Here is a 17,859-nt window from a genome sequence, read left to right as displayed (position 1 = left end):
GCGGTGTGTTCCGGCCGCTACGACCTGAGGTACTCCTGCAGCGCCGCTACGGCCGCCGCCACGGCCTCGTCGGCGTTGGTCGTTTCGAGCACCACCTCGGCCGGGTCGTGCTTGAGCGCCACCGAGTAGCTGCCGCCGGGGAGAAGGGCGATGCACACGGGAAGAATGTCGCCCTCTCCCGGCCAGTGCCGACCATCGGTGCTGAAGCAGAGCCTGGCGTGGCTGGTGAAGGGATGGAACCGGCCGAGCGCGCTGTGCCGTGCCGCGTCGACAAGGGCCCTCATGATCGGCGGTACCCATGTCGTGGTGGAGCCCCGGGACCGGTCGTCCCAGTGCGTCGCGGCACGCGCCTGGAAGTCCCATTCCGCCTCGACAGAGTCGCGGGACTCGCGATCCGGGTCCATGGTCCGATCCCCCTCCGAGATGCTTGCGGCACGCTACCGCCCGGGTCGTGGAGTCTCAATGGTCGTGGAGACTCAACGGCGGAGTCGGGCAGCTTGAGTGGGCGTTGCGCACCGGGGCGCCGGGATCAGCGGCGAGTCGGCTGACGGCGTTCGACGAGGTCGAGGTCGCCGGTGAGGAGGTCGCTGTGGCTGATGGTGAAGTCTCCGTTGGGCAGGGCTTCTCCTCCGCCGTAGTACCGGCCCACGACCTCGTCGGGGAGGAAGGAGCGCAGGCTGTGGCGCATGCTCCTGGGATAGTCGACGGGTTCGCCCCAGCCGGGGGGAGCCTGGTCGGTGGACAGCAGGACCCAATGGTCCACCGGGACAACGGAGTCGAGGTCCGGGGCCGCCCCGGTGTGGCTGTCCAGCGCGGGCACGGTCAGCCGGTCGGGGTCGAGCGGCCGGTACCACAGCAGCAGCGGCTTGGCGCGCTGCGCGTCGGCGTTGTCGAAGCAGCAGAGGACGATGGTGTGGTCGGGGAAGTGGTCGGCGTAGAAGCGCAGGAGGTCCGGGTCGAGGTCCGGCCGCCGGTGTGACGGCACCTGCTGCAGTGCGGCCGGGATCGCGGTGGGGTCGTCGGCCAGGAGCACCGTGTAGACGTCGTGCTCGAAGACCTGGACGGCCTCCGGGTCACCGCACATCCAGTCGATCCGGTCGGTCGCCACGGGGACGGGTCGAACGGCGGACACCATGCGCTCAAGGACGTCGCCGCTGCGTCCGACGGGGAGGAACTGCCCGGGGGTGAGCCGGCTGGTGGGCACGTGCAGCAGCATGGCGTTCGGACCGTCCGTGAGGTTGACGGCGGTGTTCTGGTAGCCCAGGACGTGGATGAGGCCGTGCACGGGGTGGTGCTGCCGGCCGCAGTAGACGATCGTGCCGGAGAACGCGGCCTCACTGGTCGAGATGCACATGCCGGCAATGTAGTGCCCCTGGACGCGTGGGCAGCGGGGAGGGGCTGGTGGTTGGCCCCGGTTGGGCGAGGCTCGGAGGCAACACCCCCGTGGCTGCCTCCGAGCTTCGCCGGCTTGTCGGGCGGTACGGGAGTTCGTCGGGGGCTTCGGCGCCCCGGGTCTCCTGCCGCCCGTGGTCGGTCAGTTGGCGGGTTCCGCCTCCAGTTTGTCGACGACGGTCGAGGTGAGGATGGCCGTGGCGTACTCGTAGCCCTTGCCGTCGCCGGCGCCCGGGGACGGGTTGCCCGCGGGCGGGAGGCCGTCGGGGCTGGCGGCCGGGAGGTCGGAGAGGAGGACCTCGCGCACGCCGAGGAAGGCGCCGGTGGTCCGGTCGAAGATCAGGGCCACGCGCATGGTGCCGTTGGTGCCGACCACCGCGACGCCGTGCCGGCCTGCCGCGTCCGTCTCGTCGGCGACCACGGCCGTGCCCGGGATCTTCGCGGCCGCCTCCATGAGCGCTCCCGCGACGGCGGGCGGCGCCGCGATGTTCTGGAAGATCATCTGGACGTCCGCGAACGCGAACTGGTTGTACAGCTTCGGCGTCATCGTCATCCCCGACACCCGCTTGGCGCGGTCGAAGGAGAGCAGCTGCTGCAGGAGTTGCTGCGGCTCGGTGGGCAGGGAGGCGACGAACTCGTAGGTCGGGGCGTCGAAGCTCGCCGTCCGCGGGGCGCCGGGGACGGTGTCCGACAGCCTGGCGGGCCACGGGCTGCGACCGTTGCCCATGGTCGGGTCCAGGATCAGGCCGCCGGACTTGCCGTCGACCGGGAACCACGACCTGCGTTCGTGCTTGGTCTCGCGGGCGCCGTCCTGGATCTCCTTCCGGTAGACGAACTGGGCGGCCCCGGCCCGGGGGTCGGGGCTGCTCGCGGCGGCCTTCGCGGCGCGGGCGAGCAGGTCGGCGGCGTCGGTCGGCCCGGGCGCGGGCGTGGTCGACGGGGTGGACGAGGTCGACGGGGTCGACGACATCGACGGGGTGGACGACGGAGTGGTCGACGCGGACGGGGTGGGGGTGGCGGGCCAGGCCGACAGGGTCGGCGCCGCCGGGGTGGCGTCGCCGTGGTCGCGGCCCGGGACGGCCACCACGGTGACGGCCGCCAGCGCACCGACCGCCAGCGGCGCGGCGACCAGCCACACCCGCCTGCGCCGCGGGCGCGCTGCGTTCGTCTCGGCGGCGATCTCACTCATCAGATGCTCCTTCAGGAACCGTTGGCGGCCGGCGGGGAGCATCTCGGGCGAGTTGTTCATCGGGTCTCCTCCTGCAACGACCGGGCGGCTTCGAAGCCGCCACCCCGTACCTGTCCGGTGGTGGGAGCGGGTTCCCGGCGTTTCGCGGGTTCGTGCAGCTCGTTCTCGGCGAGCGTGCGCAGCCGGGCCCGTGCCCGGGACAGGCGCGAGCGCACCGTGCCCACCGGGACGCCGAGCGCCTCCGCCGCCGACGCGTAGTCGAGCCCCACCCACACGCAGAGCCGGAACACCTCGCGCTCGGAACGGCGCAGCGCGGTCAGTGCGCGGCGTGCGGCGGCCAGTCGGGCGCTGTCGTCGATCCGGGAGACCAGCTCGTCGGCGAAGTCCGGTACGGCCTCGCGCTCGGCCAGGCGCGACATCGCCGCCCGGTGACGCCGGGCCGCCCGCGCGGTGTTGCGGAGCACGTTGGTGGCGATCCCGAAGACCCAGGGGCGCAGGTCGTCGTCGCCCTCGTGCAGTTTGGCGCGCAGGCGCCAGGCCTCCAGGAAGGTCAGCGACACCACGTCCTCGGCGGCCGCCCAGTCCCCCAGGGAGCGCATCGCGTACGCGTACACGGCCTGGGCGTGCGCGTCGAAGACCTCGCCGAGCGCGTCCTGGTCCCCGGCGCGCAGGCGCGCCCGTTGTGACAGTTCCATGCCCTTCCCTGTCCGCCGGCCGTGCGGAGTTCCGTGTGAGCCGCGTCACGGGGGTGCGCCGACGCTCGGCGCCGACGCTCGACGGTGCTCAGCGGCGGCGCTCAGCGGCGGTACGCGGCGGTCGCGGTCTCGATGAAGGACCGGATCAACGGGTTGGTGTCGCTCTCGTTCCACACCGCCACCACTCGGCTCGGCGGCATGTCGGTCAGCGGCACGACGGCCAGTTCCGCGGGCAGGTCGTGTCCGAGCGGGGCCAGGCCGACCGTACCGTTCCACAGCACGGCCTGCAGGCATTCCTGGACGGCGCGCACCACGGGGCCCCGGCGGGGCCTGCCGCCGTTCCAGTACGACTGCCAGGCGGGGTCGGTGCCCTGCGGGAACTGGAACCAGCGGCGGTCGTCCAGCTCGGCCAGGCGCAGCCGTTCGCGGCGGGCCAGCGGGTCGTCGGCGCGCAGGACCACGCCGACCGGGTCGGACCGCAGTTGACGCACCGTCAGGGCGGTCTCGTCGAACGGCGCCCGGGTCAGCGCGATGTCGACCAGTCCGGCGCGCAGCCCGCAGGTCGGGTCGGTCAGGTCGGTGTCGCGGACGCGGATGTCGATGCCGGGGTGGCTTCGACGGTAGGCGGCGGCCAGCCGGGCCACTCCCGGGTCGGTGCCGTCGCCCAGGATGCCGACGGTGAGGGTCGCGACGCCGGCCGCCGCGCTCACGCGCACCCGGACGCGGTCGGCGTGGTCGAGCAGGGCCCGCGCCTCGTCGAGCAGTACCGAACCCACCGCGGTGAGCGTGACCCCGGTGGGCGAGCGGGTGAACAGCGGGGCCCCGACATCGGCCTCCAACTGCTTGATCGCCCGGCTCAGCGGCGGTTGGCTCATGTGCAGTCGGGTGGCGGCCCGGCCGAAGTGGAGTTCCTCGGCGACCGCCACGAAGTAGCGCAAGGTGCGTAGCTCCACGCTGCAACGATACCCACGGGGTATCGGCTCCCCGGAACGGGTCTTGGACGCCGGCGGGACCCCGGCGGTGCACTGGTGCGCATGACCGAAGAACCGAAGACCAGCGGGCCGAAGTCCAGCGAACCGAAGCCGGGCGAGCCGAAGACCAGCGAGCTGAAGCCCGGCGAGGCGCAGACCGTCCCCGCCGTGTCGGTGGTGGGGCCCGGCGACGGCGAGACGATCGTCCTGGGCACCACGCGCATGCGCGTCCTGGAGGACGGCAGCCACACCGGGCACCGCCTCGCGATCGCCGAGTCCGTCCTCGCCCCGCACACCCAGGGGCCGCCGCAGCACCGCCACGCCCGGCACGACGAGGGCTTCTACATCCTCTCCGGCACCGTGCGGTTCACCGTCGGCGACGAGGATCACGACGCCGTCGCGGGCACGTTGGTGATGGTGCCGCCCGGCACTCCGCACACCTTCGCCAACCCGACCGACCGACCCGCCGTCATGCTCAGCACCTTCACCCCCGACCTGTACGTCCAGTACTTCCGGGACCTCCAGGACGTGCTCGCCGCCGGCCGGCCGCTGACGCCGCAGGCCAATGTCGACGCGATGAGCCGCTACGCGACCGAGCCCGCCACCGCCCCCGCCACCGCCCCCGCCTGAAGCCGACGGTGCGGTACGGCACGGCACGGCCCGGTCCTCGACGGCATCGACGACATCCACGCAGCCCATGAAACGGAAACCATGAACCTCGCCTATTGGATCGTCGCGGGACTGCTCGCGCTCTTCTACCTGTACGCGGGCACGCTGAAGGTGATCCGCAGCCGCGACGACCTCCGACCGATGATGGCCTGGGTCGACCGCATGCCCCTGCCCGCCGTCAGGGCGCTCGGGACGGTCGAGATACTCGGCGCGGCCGGTCTGATCCTGCCTCCGCTGACCGGCATCGCCGTCCCGCTGGCGCCGGCCGCGGCCATCGGCTTCGTCCTCCTGCAGGCCGGCGCGATCGCCGTCCACCTGACGGGCGAGGACCGCCGGATAGCACTCAACGCCGTGCTCACCGTGACCGCGGCCGTGACCGGCTGGCTGGCCACCGGGCTGTGACCGGGCGCGGGTGCCGGTCGCCTGACGGTGCGATGACAGTGGCGCGTCGGCGGGCTCCGGCACCCTTTCCGGGACCACGAGCGGTGCGGGGCGTGGCGTCAGTCGAGGGTGAGGCGCTTGTTGAGGGCCTTGCCCGAGGGCAGGGTGTCGATGAAGGTGTGCAGGAACCGGAGCATGTCGTCGGTGTCCAGGCCCTCGCAGGCGGCGTCCATCGAGCTGTAGAGGTAGTCCTCGATCTCGGCGACCGCCGTGGCCAGGCGTTCGCCCTCGGGGGTGAGGCTGAGCCGGAGGTAACGGCGGTCCGCGGCGTCGGTGCGGCGCTCGACCAGCCCGGCCGCGACGACGCGTTCGACCAGCCGGCTGGGGTTGGTGCCGCTCTCGCACACTAGGAGCTGCCCGAGCCCGTTGAGGGTCAGGGTGCCGTGCTGCTGGAGCAGGCCCAGCACCTCGGCCTGCGACGGGGTGATGCCGTGGGGCTTGAGGGCCTGGATCAGCAGCCGGTTGCCTTCGCGTTGGGCTGCCAGGATCGCGAACCGCAGGTGTTCGGCCTTACGCATCGGCGTCCTGTCGGGTGGTCGGCTGGGTGGCGAGGAAGTCCTTGACCGCGGCGGCGTAGGTGGCCGGGTGGGAGAAGCGGAACATGTGGCCGGTGCCCGGCAGCACGACCTCCCGGGCGTCGGGGATGCCCGCGAGCATGGTCTTGGAGGCGTTCTCGCCGATCAGCACGTCGTGCGAGGGGGTCAGGATCAGGGTAGGGACCTCGACCCGGCCCAGCACGTCGACGTAGTCGGCGGTGAGCACGGCCTGCAGGCGGGCGTCGAAGGAGGCGGCCGGGGTGTTGGCGACGAACAGTTCGCGGCTGCGCGCCTCGCTCCAGGGCACCTGCCCTTCGCCGTCGAACGGGGAGGCGAGGCGGTGGGCGTGGGCCCGCAGCGTCAGCTGCCGGTAGACCGGGCCGCGGGCCTTGCCGATCGTCCGCATCAGGGCCTTCCACGGCTTCGACTCGACCGGGTTGGACGCGAATCCGCCGGACACGACCAGGGCGCGCAGGCGGCGCGGGCGGCGGGTGGCGAGTGCGAGCGCGATGTTCGCGCCGAACGAGTCGCCGATGAGCACGTAGTCGTCCAGGTCCGCGATCGCGTTCTCGATGTGGTCGGCGTAGCGCTCGATGTCGTTGACGCCCTCGGGCAGGCGCAGCGTGCGCGTGGGCGCCTCGCCGTAGGGGGCGAGCTGCTCGGCGCTCCACGGAGCGCCGGAGAAGCAGGGGATGAAGACGAGGGTCGGATTCTTCTCTGCATCGTTCGCGTTCATAGCAATTACGTTACACGACACATGTGTCGCGACACAAGTTACCCGGGTCACATCGTCGACCGGCCCGACCGGCCCGACCGGCCCGACCGGGCGGCGACCCGGCAGCCTTCCCCCGCGCGGGGGAGTCGGATGATCCGTGGGGCGGATGTGACCTGCGCGGGCGACGGCGAGTCTCGGAGTGTCAGCAATCCGGACGTACGGGGGTCACCGTGGCTGTTCCTGCGCACTCGAAGGCGGTCGGCGTTCCCGCCCCGCCGACCACAGGCTCGGGGCGGAGGTGGTGGCGGCGGTGGCCCGCGTGGGTGCCCGCGGCCGCTGCGGTGTGGGGCGTGTCGTACGCCGCCGTCGAGGTCGCCTGGGCGGCGGCGGGCACCACCGTGCAGTGGAAGGAGCACTCCGCGTACGCGCCGGCGGTCCAGCTCCTCCTGGCCGCCCTCGCGCTGCTGGCCGGCGCCGCCTGCCTGGCCGGCACCCGAACCCTCGCCAGGCCCGGCCGGGTCGTGGTGGCGACGGCGCTGGGCATCGCGCTCCCGGTGTTCGTCGTGGGGACGAACGGGCTGCCGATCTACTTCGTGACGCTGGTGACGCTCTCGGGCGTCGAGAGCGCGACCGGGCTGGCCCAGGTGCTGCTGAACACGGCCGGCGCCGCCCTCCTGCTCCTCGTCGGCCTGTCGTACCGCCGACGGCTGCGCGGGGACTGCCCGCGGTGCGGGCAGCCGCACGCCGGCGCAGCCGACGGCCCGCTCGCCCATCCGGCCGCCTCCCTGGCCCCGAGGCGGACCCGCGTCACGGTGTACCTGCTCATGTGCGGACTCCTGCCGTGGGCGGGAACCAAGACCGTCTGGACGCTGGGCGGCAACGCGCTCGGCATCGCGGGCGAGGACTGGCAGCGGATGTCGAGCGCCGACGCCTCGGGCCCGGCGAAGGCCACCGCGTCGGCGGGGATCGACGTGACCGTGCTGGCCGCGATGGTCGGGATCTTCCTGCTGCTGGGGCTGCTGTACGTGTGGGGGCAGGTGTTCCCCCGCTGGACGCTGTTCCTGGCCGGACGACGGGTGCCGCGCCTGCTGCCCCTGATTCCGGCCTGGCTGACCGGTGTCCCACTGGCGATGTACGGGGTCTTCCTCACGATCATGGCCCCGCTCATCGCCGTCGGCGCACTGCCCGCGATCAAGCCGTCGCCGCCGTTCACCTCCAGCTCGGGGGTCACCTGGTTCGTCGAGTTCGGCGGCCTGGCCTTCGGTGGTCTGGGCATCGGCCTCGTCGTGGCCGCCCGCTCCTACGCCGCCCGCACCCGTCCCGTCTGTGCCAGTGCCGGGGGCGGTGCCGGCGCCTCTGCCCCTGCGGTCAGCCCAGGGTGAACTGCCAGTACGCGGTGTCGCGGTTCCCGCCGGGTTCCGGGTTGACCTGCACCGTGACGAAGCTCCCCGCCTTGTCGGGCTTGACCCGCACCGGCACGGTGCGCTTGCCGTCCGGGGGAATGGGAGGCATCAGAGCGGCCGCGGAGCCGGCCTGGTCCAGCACGGTCACGCCCCAGCCGGGGATGTCGGGGGAGAGGGGCGTCCCCCCGTGGACCACGACGGGGGCGTAGCTGCTCTTCCCGGTGCCGATGCCGGTGTCCGGGGGCGTCCCGCCCGGGCGCAGCTCCCCGTCCGTGCCGTTGTCGTAGGTGATGATGAAGCTGTAGGCGTCGTCGGGCTCCTGGTGCGCCGGGCTCACGGTGACCGTCAGGTCGTCGTCGTAGCGGACGGTCTGACCGGGGCGGAGGGGCTCGGCCGCGCTTCCGGAAGTGCCTTCGAGGTGCCCGTACCCGGTCAGGCTCTTCTCCAACTGGCCCACTGCCACGGCTCCCAGGACGGCGAGGGCGGTGAGGACGACCACCGCGATCCCGCAGCCGGTCGCCCACCGCTGCTCTGCCGTGGCCGGAGGAGTCGTGGCGGTCGAGTTCGTGTCCGTGTTCATGCAGGTCACGATAGGAAGCAGCCGGCACGGACTCATGGGCGGATGTACTCGACAATCGGCTGAGTACTGCTGATCAGGATCCGCACGCATTGCCCGGACCGGGCGTCAGTGAACGCGTGGCCGTGTGCGGAACGGATTCAGCCCGTCGCTGCGGATGCGGTGAGTCGGTGGATCTGGGCAGTCACCAGGTCGGTGCGCAAGGCAGGTTGGTGCGCGGTGTCGTCGCCGGTGTGGAACAGGACCCGGTTGTCTCCGACGGCTGCGTACAGGTAGACGCGGGTGAAACCGCCGCGCGAGGTCACCCCACCGGTGGGCGAGACGACACGGAAGCCGACCGCGGGCACCTCCGACGTGCCGGCGGGTACCGGCTCGACCCGCAGATCGATCCCGCCTCCGGCGCCGTCCAGGTGGAAACCGGTGCAGCCCCCGGACGCGGCGGCTTCCAGTGCGTCGAAGCGCTCCTTCGACCGGCCGTCCGTGAAGCTGCCGACGTCCACCAGCGTGCGGTTGGCGAGGGTGTTGTCCCCCGTGACGTACCAACGCCGGGCAGCGGTCGCAGGCTGCTCGGAGACGGCAGTGAGGACCGGTGCGCAGGCCGGAAACCGCAGCGCCGCCGCAGCCAGGGGGTCCGGCTCTGCGGCGGGTGGGACGTCGGCGGGCTCGATGGTGCTGCCCGGCGGCAGGTCTGCGGCCGACAGCAGGACATCGGTCAACTGCCCGGCGGACAGCGGCCCGAGGGTACGCCAGGCGGGTGCGGGCCCGGCCGGGGCGGCCGCGGACGGTGGCGCTGCGGCGTCGGCTGCGGGAGCGCTGCCGCGGACGCCGGCCGGGCTCGGCGGTGACGCCGCGCAGGCCGCGGTGAGGCCGATCAGTGCCGGTGACAGCAATGCCGTTCGGATGATGCGCCGTGCCAAGGTCTCTCCTGCCTTCTCCGCCCGTTCACCGCACCGGTGGCGATGCGGCCCATCCTGTCAGCAGGACGGCGCCGTGCGCCTCCGAATTGTCGGGCGTGACCTGTGGCTCGCCTGCCCGGACGGGTCCGGGTCAACTGGCCTTCCAGGCGAGGGGCTTGTTGTCCTTGTCGAGCCACACGACGTACTGCAGCGGCTTGTCGGCCGGGGCGAGGTAGATGGCGCACTCGTGGTTGCTCTGGCCCTTGACGAAGTCCTTGCCGCCGTGGGGGACGTCGCTCTCGCACTTGGGGAAGGCGCTGAGCAGGTCGACCTTGCGGGCTTGGGCGGTGTCGCTGACCAGGGCGCGCAGCCGCAGGTTGAAGTAGGGCTCGTAGATCCCGTTGCCACCGGTGTGGGTGTACGTGACGCGCACGTAGTACGGGGTCTTGCCGGCCATGTCCTCCGGCTTGAGGAAGGCGGCGAGGTCGGCGATGTCGCCCTTGACCACGCTGGTGGGGCCGATGGTGAGGGAGATGTCGCCCTTCGCGCTGTCGGTGAAGGTGCCGGTCGCGGTCGCGGACGGCGGGAGGGCGTCGGCGAAGCGGCTCGGGGCCGTCGGGGTGGCGGTGGGCGGTGCGGCGGTGATGGTGGGCAGCGCGGGGGCCGCCGTCGACGGCGATGCGGTGCTCGGGCTCACGGTGGCGGTGGATGTGGTGGGCGCGGTGGGCGTCGCGCCGGCGGAGGTGTCGCTGTTGTCGGGGCCGCAGGCGGTCAGGAGGAGGGCCAGTGCGGCGGTGGCCGGGACGGCGACGGAACGGCGTGCGGATGCGGATGCGGAGCGCAAGGGAGTCCCCCGGGAGGATCGTGGTCGCCCTCGGCCGAGGTGGAAGTCGTTCGTCGGTGCGGGCGAGCCTGGCGGCGGGCCGCGTCGGACGGCCCGCCATGATCCTCCGACGGTGCGGACGGTCACCGCATGAGTACGCGTACTCACCTTCGGCTCGCACGCACCCTCCGCGCTCCGGTGCCCCGCGCCACCGCGCCACCGCGCCGGCCACCGGCTCCTCGGGCCTCACGCCGGCGACCGGTGCCCCGCGCCGGCGGGTTCCCGGCGCGGGGCGGCCGTGGTCAGCGGAAGTAGTGGCCCTTGTCGAGGTCCTCGACGAGGCCCGGCCCGGACGGGCGCCAGTCGAGCAGTTCGCGGGTGAGGGCGCTGGAGGCGGGCTGGTCGACGGCCAGGATCCGGCCCAGGAAGCCGAAGTCCTCGGCGGGGACGGAGGCCGTCGGCAGGCCCAGGTGCCGGCCGATCGTCTCGGCGATCTCCCGGACCGGCACGCCCTCGTCGCCGACGGCGTGCAGCACCGAGCCGGCCGGGGCCTGCTCCAGCGCGAGCCGGTACAGGCGGGCGGCGTCCCGTACGTGCACGGCGGGCCAGCGGCTGGTCCCGTCGCCGACGTAGCCGGAGACGCCCTTCTCCCGGGCCGCCGTGACCAGTTGGGCGATGAAACCGCCGTCCCCCTCGCCGTGCACGGTCCGCGGCAGTCGGACGACGGACGGGCGGACGCCGCGGGTCGCCGAGTCGAGGGCGGCCTTGGCGTTCGCGTCCCGGCCGGCGCCGGGTGAGCCCGGGGCGGAGGTGTCGTGCTCGGTCGCGACCCGTCCGGGCACCGCGGTGGTGCCGCCGGTGACGACCAGGGGCTTGCCGGAGCCTTCCAGCGCGGCGGCCAGCGTCTCGATGGCGCGGGCGTCGGTCTGCACGGAGGCGTCGAACCGGCTGAAGTCGTGGATGAACGCGAGGTGGATGACTGCGTCGCAGTCGGTCGCCCCGGCCTTGAGGGCGTCCAGGTCGTCCAGGTCGCCGCGGAGCACCTGGGCTCCGGCGGCGGTGATGGCGGCGGCGGACGTGTCGGACCTGGCGAGCCCGAGGACCTCATGGCCTGCGCCGAGGAGTTCGGGGACGACGGCCGAGCCGACCCAGCCTGACGCGCCCGTGACGAAAACCCGCATGGTGGTGCCTCCCGATGAGTGATGACAGGTTCTGTCATCACACTACATGTGATGACAGGGCCTGTCATCACGTAGGATCGCGGCATGGGTCGATGGGAGCCGAACGCGCGAGGCCGGCTGGCACAGGCAGCACTGGAGCTCTACGCCGAGCAGGGGTACGAGCGGACCACCGTCGGGGAGATCACCGCACGGGCCGGACTGACCGAGCGCACCTTCTACCGGCACTACGCGGACAAGCGCGAAGTGCTGTTCTTCGGCACGGAGATGGCGAAGGAGCTCCTGGCCCGGTCCGTCGCCGACGCGCCCGCCGAGGCGTCCGCGATGGATGTGGTGGGCGCGGCGGTCGAAGCCCTGGCGGCCCGGCTCCAGGAGAACTCCGAGCAGGTCAGGCTGCGGGACGCGATCGTGTCGGCCAACGCGGAACTGCGGGAACGCGAACTGATCAAGCTTGCCGGGCTCGCCGACGCGATGACCGACGCACTGCGCGAGCGCGGCACCCCCGAGCCGGCCGCGCGCCTGGCCGCCGAGACCGGGATCGCCCTGTTCAAGGTCGCCTTCGCGCGCTGGATCGACGGGCCCGACCAGTCGGCCCTGCCGGACGTCCTCCGGGCCTCGACGCAGGAACTGTGGAACGTGCTCGCGGAGCGCACACCCGCCTGAGCCGTTCCTCGGCACGCGCCGCCACGGCGCCGCGTGGTCGGTGGACCGGGCGCTCGAAGCGAAGGTACGACGGGAGACGAGATGAAGTCCGAGCAGGCCGTGAGGCCGAGCGAGCTGCTGGCCGAGGGCGAGGTCCGCCTGCTGCGACGAGCGCTCGTCGAATGGGGCGGCCCGGCGCGGTGCAGCGACCAACTCGCCTTCGGCATGGGCTTCGCGGACGCTCGGGACCTGCTCGACCAGTGCGGTGTCCTGCGCGACGCCCTGGGCGGTGATGCTCCCCTCGAACCGGTCGAGTGGGCACGGATCCTTCTGGCAGCGGAGATCGTCTTCGTCAGCGACCTCGTCGGTTCGGGAGTCGAGTGGCGAACGACCACCGGGCTCGGTGACGAGGACACCCTCAGGGCTCTCAGGACGATCCAGCGGAAACTGGCCAGGACCGTGAGCGCCTACTACGGAAAGCGCCCGGGCGAGTAGCCGGGACTGCCACCTTGCCCCGGCCGCTCACGCCCTGGCCGCTCACGACGCGGCCGGGGCCGGGGCCGGGGGCCGTGGCTGGTGCGAGGACACCCGGCCCCCGGCCCCCGACCCCCGTTCTCAGTCCCTGCCGAAGTGCACCGAGGGGAAGGCGCCCGCCGCCCTGAGGGCCCCGGAGAATCCCTCGGCCAGTTCGGTGAGGCGTGCCGTGGCGGCCGGGCCGAGGTGGTCGTACGGGGCGGCGTCGAGGCGGTCGGTGAGTGCCTCGGTCTCCTCGCGCAGGGTCGCACCCGCCTGCGTGAGGTCGCCTTCCTCGTCCAGCAGGCCGCGCTCGCGCAACCGGTCCCGGGCGGCGTCCCACTGCTGCGCGGACCATCCGCGGGTCCGCATGAACAGTGCCGAAGTCGGCGCCGTGCCGGTGGCGTTGTGCAGAACCAGCGCCTCGATGCCGGACAGGCCGGCGACCGCCAGGGCGGCGAGGTGACCGTCGCCCCGGTGCTCGCGCAGCAGTGTCGCGGCGTGCCACAGGGCCAGGTGCGGTTCCTCGGGTACGGGGAGGTCGGCGTTGGCGGCGTACAGCGGCCGGGCCTCCCGGCGGCAGGCTTCGGTGGCGCGCAGCGCCAGTTCGGCCGTCTCGGTCATCTCCGCGGACGTGAGGGCGTCATTCCCGAGTAACCGCTGCAGCGTCCGGTCCGCGCCGCGCAGCCGTGCCGCGAGCACCTCCGCCGGTGTGGTCACCGTCCACGCGGCGGGTATGTACCGCTGTACGTGCTCGTGGTTGAAGTTGTAGAACGTCGCGGTGACGGTGCCCGCGGCGACGGCCCCGAGCGGTGCCGCGCGGCTCGCGAGGTAGACCATGGGTCCGCGTTCCAGCCCGAGTGCTGCGAGTTCGTCCTGCGGCTCGGGTGCGAAGTAGACCGATGCGTGCAGGGGGTTGACGGCGTTGTGGCAGCGGCGGCCCGTGCTCGCCTCGAAGGAAGGCGTCTCGAAGGAAGTCATGCGGTGGCTCCGGTGTCGGTGGATCGGGTGTGGTGGTGCGGCCGGTGGGCGAGGCGCATCAGGCTTCGTCCGCGGGCTCGTGGTGGGGGCAGTCGGTCAGTCCGGCCGCGGTCCGGGTGAGGTGTCGGGTCAGGACGTCGGCTGCGGTGTCGGCGTCTCGGGCGAGGGCTGCCTCCTCCAGGCGGCGATGTTCCAGGAGGCCGTCCCGGCCGGGGTTGCGGTGCGCCGACCAGCGGCGGGCCAGCTCGCTCGCGGTCCACAGCCGGTCGAAGGTCTCCAGCAGGACGAGGTTGCCGCACCCCTCCAGCAGGGTGCGGTGGAAGAGGCGGTGGGCCTCGGCCCAGGCGCTGCTGTAGTGCTTGCCCTCCTCCGGCACGTACGTCGGGGTGCGGGCCAGGCGGTGGTGGGCGGCCCGTACGCGGGCTTCCCAGTCCACGTCGCCGCGTTCGACGGACATGCGCAGCATGACCGGTTCGATGGCCCGGCGGGCCTCCGTGATCTCCTGCCAGCGGCGGTCGGAGAAGGCCGGGACGGCGAAGCCGCGGTTGGGCAGCCGGTCGGCGAGGCCCTCGCCGACCACCCGCACGAGCGCCTCACGTACGACGGCCAGGCTCACGCCCTGCTCCTTGGCGAGCTCCTGGGGTTTGAGGGCGTCACCGGGGGCGTGGTCCCCGCGCATGATCGCGTCCCGCAGGTGTGCGTAGACCTGCTCGGAGAGCATCTGCTTGCCCGGCGAGGGCGAGGTGTGTGTCGTCTGGGTCGTCTGAGCCATGGCTACATGATAGATGATCAGATCAATAATCGATTATCCATGTCATGGTCGATCTCGGCGACGGGTGGCACCTGACGGTTGTTCACGGCGGCTCCCGGGGCCCCGGAGCGGGGGACGGCGCCACCCCGCCGGTTCCCGCCATGGCCTGTGCAAGAAGCCACTTGAGCAAGGAAAACGCAACTTCGACAGGACCCCACCGGGGCGGCTACCTTCACCTCGCCGTCGGTGGCCGCCCATGGTGCACAGGGGGTTCCTCCAGGCCGGGTCGCCCGCCACAAACGGAGTCCGTCATGCCCCCACGAACCCTCGCTCCGTGCAGAAGTCACCGAACCGGGTCCACGCCAGGCAGCCCCAACCAGGGAGAGACGCATGTCCCATCTTGCTCTGTACACGTTCGGCGTCCTGAAGTCACCCCTTGCCGATCCCGCACCTCTCACGCGCGAGTTCTACGACATCGGCGAGGTCGTCTACCGGAAGATCGCCCAGCATCCCGGATACCTCGGGCATGCCGAAGCGACGGACGGCGCCCCGGGAGAGTTCTTCGAGGCGAACTGGGGTGCCTGGGGAGAGTTCGCCGTACCGGCCTGGTACGACAAGGGCCGCACGGCGGACACCACCGCCCTGGCCACGACCCTCTCGGTCTGGACCGACCTGCGCTCCGCCCTCGACGCCGTCTACACCGGCCTGCACCGCGAGGCGCTGAACAGGCGTTACGACTGGTTCGAGCGGTCGGGACACCCGAACTACGTCTTCTGGTGGGTCTCCGACGGCGCGATACCCACCTGGCGGGACGGGGTTTCCAGGCTGGAGCACCTCCACGACCACAGCCCCGCGCCGCACGCCTTCACCTTCCACCACCCGTTCGCCCCGGACGGAACTCCGGCCAGGACCAAGGGCATCGGGCCGACGAGCGATCAGGACCACTGACGCGGACGCCTGAACGACTCGTTTCGCTGTCACGCGCCTCGGCGCGGATGACGGCGAGCGACCGTCGGCCCCGGGAGGCCGCACAGCTCCCGGGGCCGAGCGGACGGTGCACCGAAAGCCGATGTCCACGCACGAGCGTCCGGAAGTCCTTCCGTTCCATCACGACGACAGCCTCTCGCTCGCTCACCCGCCCGCCGGTCCGCGCCTCACCTGCTCCACCGTCCCGGCGGTCGAGTTCGGGAAGGAGGCCCGGGGGAGGGCGGCAGGGCGTCGTCACTCCCTGGGCGCGGTACCCGGGTGCGAGCCGGTGCCGAGCAGGCGGCCGGTGAAGTCCGCGAGCTGGGAACGGAGTTCGTCCCGGGAGGTGTGCTTCTCGCCGGCCAGGTGCTCGACCAGGTCGGCGCGGGTGGCCGCCAGGAGGGCGTGGGCGGTGAAGTCGCTCCCGGCCGCGGCCGGGGTCCGCAGCAGCAGGTCCCGGAGCATGGCGTGCCACCGGTCGTAGTGCTCCGTCCGGTAGGGGCTGTCGGCTCCGGTGCCCTCCAGTGCCAGTGCGAGGTGGCGGTTGTCGAACTTGAAGCACAGGAGGGCGTCGAGCAGGGCCGGGACGCGCTCCAGGGGCGGGGTGGCGGGCCCCAGCGGCGGCGGGCCGTGCTCGACGGCCTCCATGAGCGGCGCCAGGCGCGTCCCGTAGAGCGCCCGGATCAGGCCCGTGCGGTCGCCGAAGGCGCGGAAGAGCGTGCCCTTTCCGACGCCGGCCTCGGCGGCGATGTCGGACATGGTGACGTCCTCGGGGCTGCGGGAGGCGGCGAAGAGCGTGTCGGCGGCCGCGAGGGCGGCTGCCCGGTTGCGGACCGCGTCCTTCCGGGGCTTCCGTTCGCCCGGAGCGCCGGGCGCACCCGCGGGTCCGGGCGCGGCGGGATCAGGTGCAGACGCAGGTGCAGGCGCGGGTTCGGGCATGGGCGGGCTACCTCCGATTGCAATACGGACCGGCGGTCCGTATCTTTCATTTAAGCGGACCGCTGGTCCGTATCGTACGGGACGGAGACACGTATGCCCGAGACACCCACGCCCGAGAACCCCTCGCCCGAGACGCGCATGCCCGAGACGTGCATGCCCGACAACCCCTCGCCCGCGCAGTTTTTCCGCCACGGCCTGCGGCTGCTGCTGGCCGGGGACGTCCCCGGCTGGGTCGGCCTGTGGGCCGAGGACGGCGTCATGGAGTTCCCGTTCGCCCCGCCCGGGTGGCCGCGGCGGCTGGACGGACGCGAGGCCGTCGCCGCCTACATGCGGGACTACCCCGACCACATCGAGCTGCACGACTTCCCGGAGGTGCAGATCCACCGGACGACCGACCCTGCGACCGTCGTGGTGGAGATGCGCGGGGTGGGTCGGCTCGTCCGGACCGGAGACCCCTTCGACATGACCTACATCGCCGTCGTGACCGTCCGGGACGGGCGGTTCACCTCCTACCGCGACTACTGGAACCCCCTCGCCGTCCGGCAACCGGGCACGGACTTCGCCGGGAGCGCCGCCTGATGACGGACACCACCACCGCCCCGGCCGCCGGCACCCCCGGCACCCCCGGCACCACCGGCGCCGCCCCGGCCGTCGGGACCGTCCTGGTCACCGGCGCCACCGGCACGACCGGCAGCCGAACGGCCGCGCTGCTGCTCGCCGCCGGACACCGCGTCAGGGCCGCCAGTCGGCGCGCCGCTGAACCCGCCACCGCGGCCACCACCGCGCCCGCGACCGCACCCGCCGGTGCGGAGCCGGTGCGCTTCGACTGGTACGACCCCGCCACCTTCGACGAGGCCCTGGCCGGAACGGAGCGCGTGTACCTCGTCCCGCCCATCGGCGAGCCCGACCCGGCCGCGGTCATGCTGCCCTTCCTGCGCCGTGCCCGCACCGCCGGGGTGCGGCGCGCAGTGCTCCTCAGCTCCTCGGCCGTGCCCGAGGGCGGGCCGATCGTGGGCGTCGTCCACCGGGCCCTGCCGGGGCTGTTCGACGAGTGGGCGGTGCTGCGCCCGTCCTGGTTCATGCAGAACTTCACCGGCGAGCACGTGCACGCCCGCAGCATCCGCGAGGACGGCACGATCCTCACCGCGGCCGGGGCCGGCCGGATCGGCTTCGTCGATGCCGACGACATCGCCGCCGTCGCCGTGCACGCCCTCACCGACGACCCCGCGCCCAACGCGGACCTGATCCTCACCGGCCCGGACGCACTCACCCACGACGACATCGCCGCGATCGCCGCGGAGGTCACCGGCCGTCCGGTGGTCCACCGCAGCCTGACGCACGAGGAACTGCGCGACCGCCTCGCCGCCCTGATGCCGGCGGAGTTCGCCGGGATGCTCGCCGACATGGACCGGGCCATCGCGGAGGGGGCCGAGGACCGGACCACCGACACCGTCCGACGCGTCACCGGCCGCCCGCCGCACGGCTTCCGGCAGGTCGCCGAACGGGAGCTGCGTCCCGGCCGATGACCCGCGCCGGCCCCTGGTGTCCCCGACCCGCCCGGAGGGATGGACGGCCCGGACGG

Annotated in this window: 22 protein-coding genes; 8 read left to right on the top strand and 14 right to left on the bottom strand. The window is 72.8% G+C overall.

The window, feature by feature from the left end; translation table 11 throughout:
* Positions 1–17: 17 nt before the first annotated feature.
* From ACIRST_RS14880 to ACIRST_RS14860, 5 genes are all read right to left on the bottom strand, one after another.
* The gene (locus ACIRST_RS14880) at positions 18–404 is read right to left on the bottom strand and encodes a DUF6193 family natural product biosynthesis protein (protein WP_402802615.1); all 387 of its coding nucleotides are present in this window, start codon (positions 402–404) and stop codon (positions 18–20) included.
* Positions 405–529: 125 nt separating this feature from the next.
* Positions 530–1,354 carry a hypothetical protein gene (locus ACIRST_RS14875; RefSeq protein ID WP_402802614.1) on the bottom strand — a complete coding sequence of 275 codons (825 nt, stop codon included), beginning with the start codon at positions 1,352–1,354 and terminating at the stop codon, positions 530–532.
* 180 nt (positions 1,355–1,534) lie between these two features.
* Positions 1,535–2,581 carry a CU044_5270 family protein gene (locus tag ACIRST_RS14870; RefSeq protein ID WP_402802613.1) on the bottom strand — a complete coding sequence of 349 codons (1,047 nt, stop codon included), beginning with the start codon at positions 2,579–2,581 and terminating at the stop codon, positions 1,535–1,537.
* Between the two features lie 56 nt (positions 2,582–2,637).
* Entirely contained in the window at positions 2,638–3,276 is a 639-nt protein-coding gene (locus ACIRST_RS14865; RefSeq protein ID WP_402802612.1) for an RNA polymerase sigma factor, read from the bottom strand.
* Between the two features lie 101 nt (positions 3,277–3,377).
* Positions 3,378–4,229 carry a LysR family transcriptional regulator gene (locus ACIRST_RS14860; protein WP_402802611.1) on the bottom strand — a complete coding sequence of 284 codons (852 nt, stop codon included), beginning with the start codon at positions 4,227–4,229 and terminating at the stop codon, positions 3,378–3,380.
* A gap of 81 nt (positions 4,230–4,310) precedes the next feature.
* Here ACIRST_RS14860 and ACIRST_RS14855 point away from each other — a divergent pair, with 81 nt between their 5' ends.
* Positions 4,311–4,877: a cupin domain-containing protein gene (locus ACIRST_RS14855; protein ID WP_402802610.1), complete on the top strand. Its 567-nt coding sequence runs from the start codon at positions 4,311–4,313 to the stop codon at positions 4,875–4,877.
* An 81-nt stretch (positions 4,878–4,958) separates the two neighbouring features.
* Positions 4,959–5,318, top strand: coding sequence for a DoxX family protein (locus ACIRST_RS14850; RefSeq protein ID WP_350524123.1), 360 nt, complete (start codon positions 4,959–4,961; stop codon positions 5,316–5,318).
* Positions 5,319–5,416: 98 nt separating this feature from the next.
* On the opposite strand, the gene ACIRST_RS14845 is transcribed toward ACIRST_RS14850, so the two are convergent.
* Positions 5,417–5,875 (bottom strand): MarR family winged helix-turn-helix transcriptional regulator, encoded by a 459-nt coding sequence (locus ACIRST_RS14845; protein ID WP_402802609.1) that lies wholly within the window; start codon positions 5,873–5,875, stop codon positions 5,417–5,419.
* On the bottom strand, positions 5,868–6,629 hold the full coding sequence (locus ACIRST_RS14840) for an alpha/beta hydrolase (RefSeq protein WP_350524125.1): 762 nt from the start codon (positions 6,627–6,629) through the stop codon (positions 5,868–5,870). Before ACIRST_RS14840 ends, ACIRST_RS14845 begins: the two co-directional genes overlap by 8 nt.
* Positions 6,630–6,958: 329 nt before the next feature.
* On the opposite strand from ACIRST_RS14840, the gene ACIRST_RS14835 reads away from it, so the two are divergent.
* Positions 6,959–7,990, top strand: coding sequence for a hypothetical protein (locus ACIRST_RS14835; RefSeq protein WP_402802608.1), 1,032 nt, complete (start codon positions 6,959–6,961; stop codon positions 7,988–7,990).
* Here the strand turns inward: ACIRST_RS14835 and ACIRST_RS14830 are convergent.
* The 4 genes from ACIRST_RS14830 to ACIRST_RS14815 all read right to left on the bottom strand — a co-directional run bounded on the left by ACIRST_RS14830 (position 7,977) and on the right by ACIRST_RS14815 (position 11,488).
* Positions 7,977–8,591: a hypothetical protein gene (locus tag ACIRST_RS14830; protein ID WP_402802606.1), complete on the bottom strand. Its 615-nt coding sequence runs from the start codon at positions 8,589–8,591 to the stop codon at positions 7,977–7,979. The genes ACIRST_RS14835 and ACIRST_RS14830 overlap by 14 nt on opposite strands.
* A 137-nt stretch (positions 8,592–8,728) precedes the next feature.
* A complete protein-coding gene (locus tag ACIRST_RS14825) occupies positions 8,729–9,505 on the bottom strand; it encodes a hypothetical protein (protein WP_402802605.1) in 777 nt (258 codons plus the stop codon).
* 130 nt (positions 9,506–9,635) lie between these two features.
* Positions 9,636–10,328, bottom strand: a complete 693-nt coding sequence (locus tag ACIRST_RS14820; protein WP_402802604.1) for a hypothetical protein — start codon at positions 10,326–10,328, stop codon at positions 9,636–9,638.
* A 281-nt stretch (positions 10,329–10,609) separates the two neighbouring features.
* Positions 10,610–11,488 carry an SDR family oxidoreductase gene (locus ACIRST_RS14815; protein WP_402802603.1) on the bottom strand — a complete coding sequence of 293 codons (879 nt, stop codon included), beginning with the start codon at positions 11,486–11,488 and terminating at the stop codon, positions 10,610–10,612.
* Positions 11,489–11,572: 84 nt separating this feature from the next.
* Here ACIRST_RS14815 and ACIRST_RS14810 point away from each other — a divergent pair, with 84 nt between their 5' ends.
* Both ACIRST_RS14810 and ACIRST_RS14805 read left to right on the top strand, forming a co-directional pair.
* Positions 11,573–12,148 carry a TetR/AcrR family transcriptional regulator gene (locus ACIRST_RS14810; RefSeq protein WP_402802602.1) on the top strand — a complete coding sequence of 192 codons (576 nt, stop codon included), beginning with the start codon at positions 11,573–11,575 and terminating at the stop codon, positions 12,146–12,148.
* 81 nt (positions 12,149–12,229) lie between these two features.
* The gene (locus ACIRST_RS14805; protein WP_402802601.1) at positions 12,230–12,622 is read left to right on the top strand and encodes a hypothetical protein; all 393 of its coding nucleotides are present in this window, start codon (positions 12,230–12,232) and stop codon (positions 12,620–12,622) included.
* Between the two features lie 120 nt (positions 12,623–12,742).
* Here ACIRST_RS14805 and ACIRST_RS14800 read toward each other — a convergent pair whose 3' ends face one another.
* Both ACIRST_RS14800 and ACIRST_RS14795 read right to left on the bottom strand, forming a co-directional pair.
* Positions 12,743–13,621: a hypothetical protein gene (locus ACIRST_RS14800; RefSeq protein WP_402802600.1), complete on the bottom strand. Its 879-nt coding sequence runs from the start codon at positions 13,619–13,621 to the stop codon at positions 12,743–12,745.
* A 58-nt stretch (positions 13,622–13,679) separates the two neighbouring features.
* Positions 13,680–14,393, bottom strand: coding sequence for a GntR family transcriptional regulator (locus ACIRST_RS14795; protein WP_402802599.1), 714 nt, complete (start codon positions 14,391–14,393; stop codon positions 13,680–13,682).
* Positions 14,394–14,762: 369 nt separating this feature from the next.
* On the opposite strand from ACIRST_RS14795, the gene ACIRST_RS14790 reads away from it, so the two are divergent.
* Positions 14,763–15,320, top strand: a complete 558-nt coding sequence (locus tag ACIRST_RS14790; RefSeq protein WP_402802597.1) for a DUF3291 domain-containing protein — start codon at positions 14,763–14,765, stop codon at positions 15,318–15,320.
* Positions 15,321–15,593: 273 nt separating this feature from the next.
* Here ACIRST_RS14790 and ACIRST_RS14785 read toward each other — a convergent pair whose 3' ends face one another.
* Positions 15,594–16,277 (bottom strand): TetR/AcrR family transcriptional regulator, encoded by a 684-nt coding sequence (locus ACIRST_RS14785; RefSeq protein WP_402802595.1) that lies wholly within the window; start codon positions 16,275–16,277, stop codon positions 15,594–15,596.
* A 153-nt stretch (positions 16,278–16,430) separates the two neighbouring features.
* On the opposite strand from ACIRST_RS14785, the gene ACIRST_RS14780 reads away from it, so the two are divergent.
* Together ACIRST_RS14780 and ACIRST_RS14775 are read left to right on the top strand one after the other, a co-directional pair.
* Complete coding sequence (locus ACIRST_RS14780; RefSeq protein ID WP_402802752.1) at positions 16,431–16,856, top strand: nuclear transport factor 2 family protein; 426 nt, start codon at positions 16,431–16,433, stop codon at positions 16,854–16,856.
* On the top strand, positions 16,856–17,803 hold the full coding sequence (locus ACIRST_RS14775) for an NmrA family NAD(P)-binding protein (RefSeq protein ID WP_402802593.1): 948 nt from the start codon (positions 16,856–16,858) through the stop codon (positions 17,801–17,803). The genes ACIRST_RS14780 and ACIRST_RS14775 overlap by 1 nt, the downstream gene beginning before the upstream one ends.
* The last annotated feature ends 56 nt before the right edge of the window (positions 17,804–17,859 follow it).

Origin of the sequence: Kitasatospora sp. NPDC101447 (assembly GCF_044767225.1) — a bacterium.
Lineage (GTDB): Bacteria > Actinomycetota > Actinomycetes > Streptomycetales > Streptomycetaceae > Kitasatospora.
The sequence above is the reverse complement of the archived record's forward strand: the minus strand, read 5'-3'. Positions and strand labels throughout refer to the sequence as shown.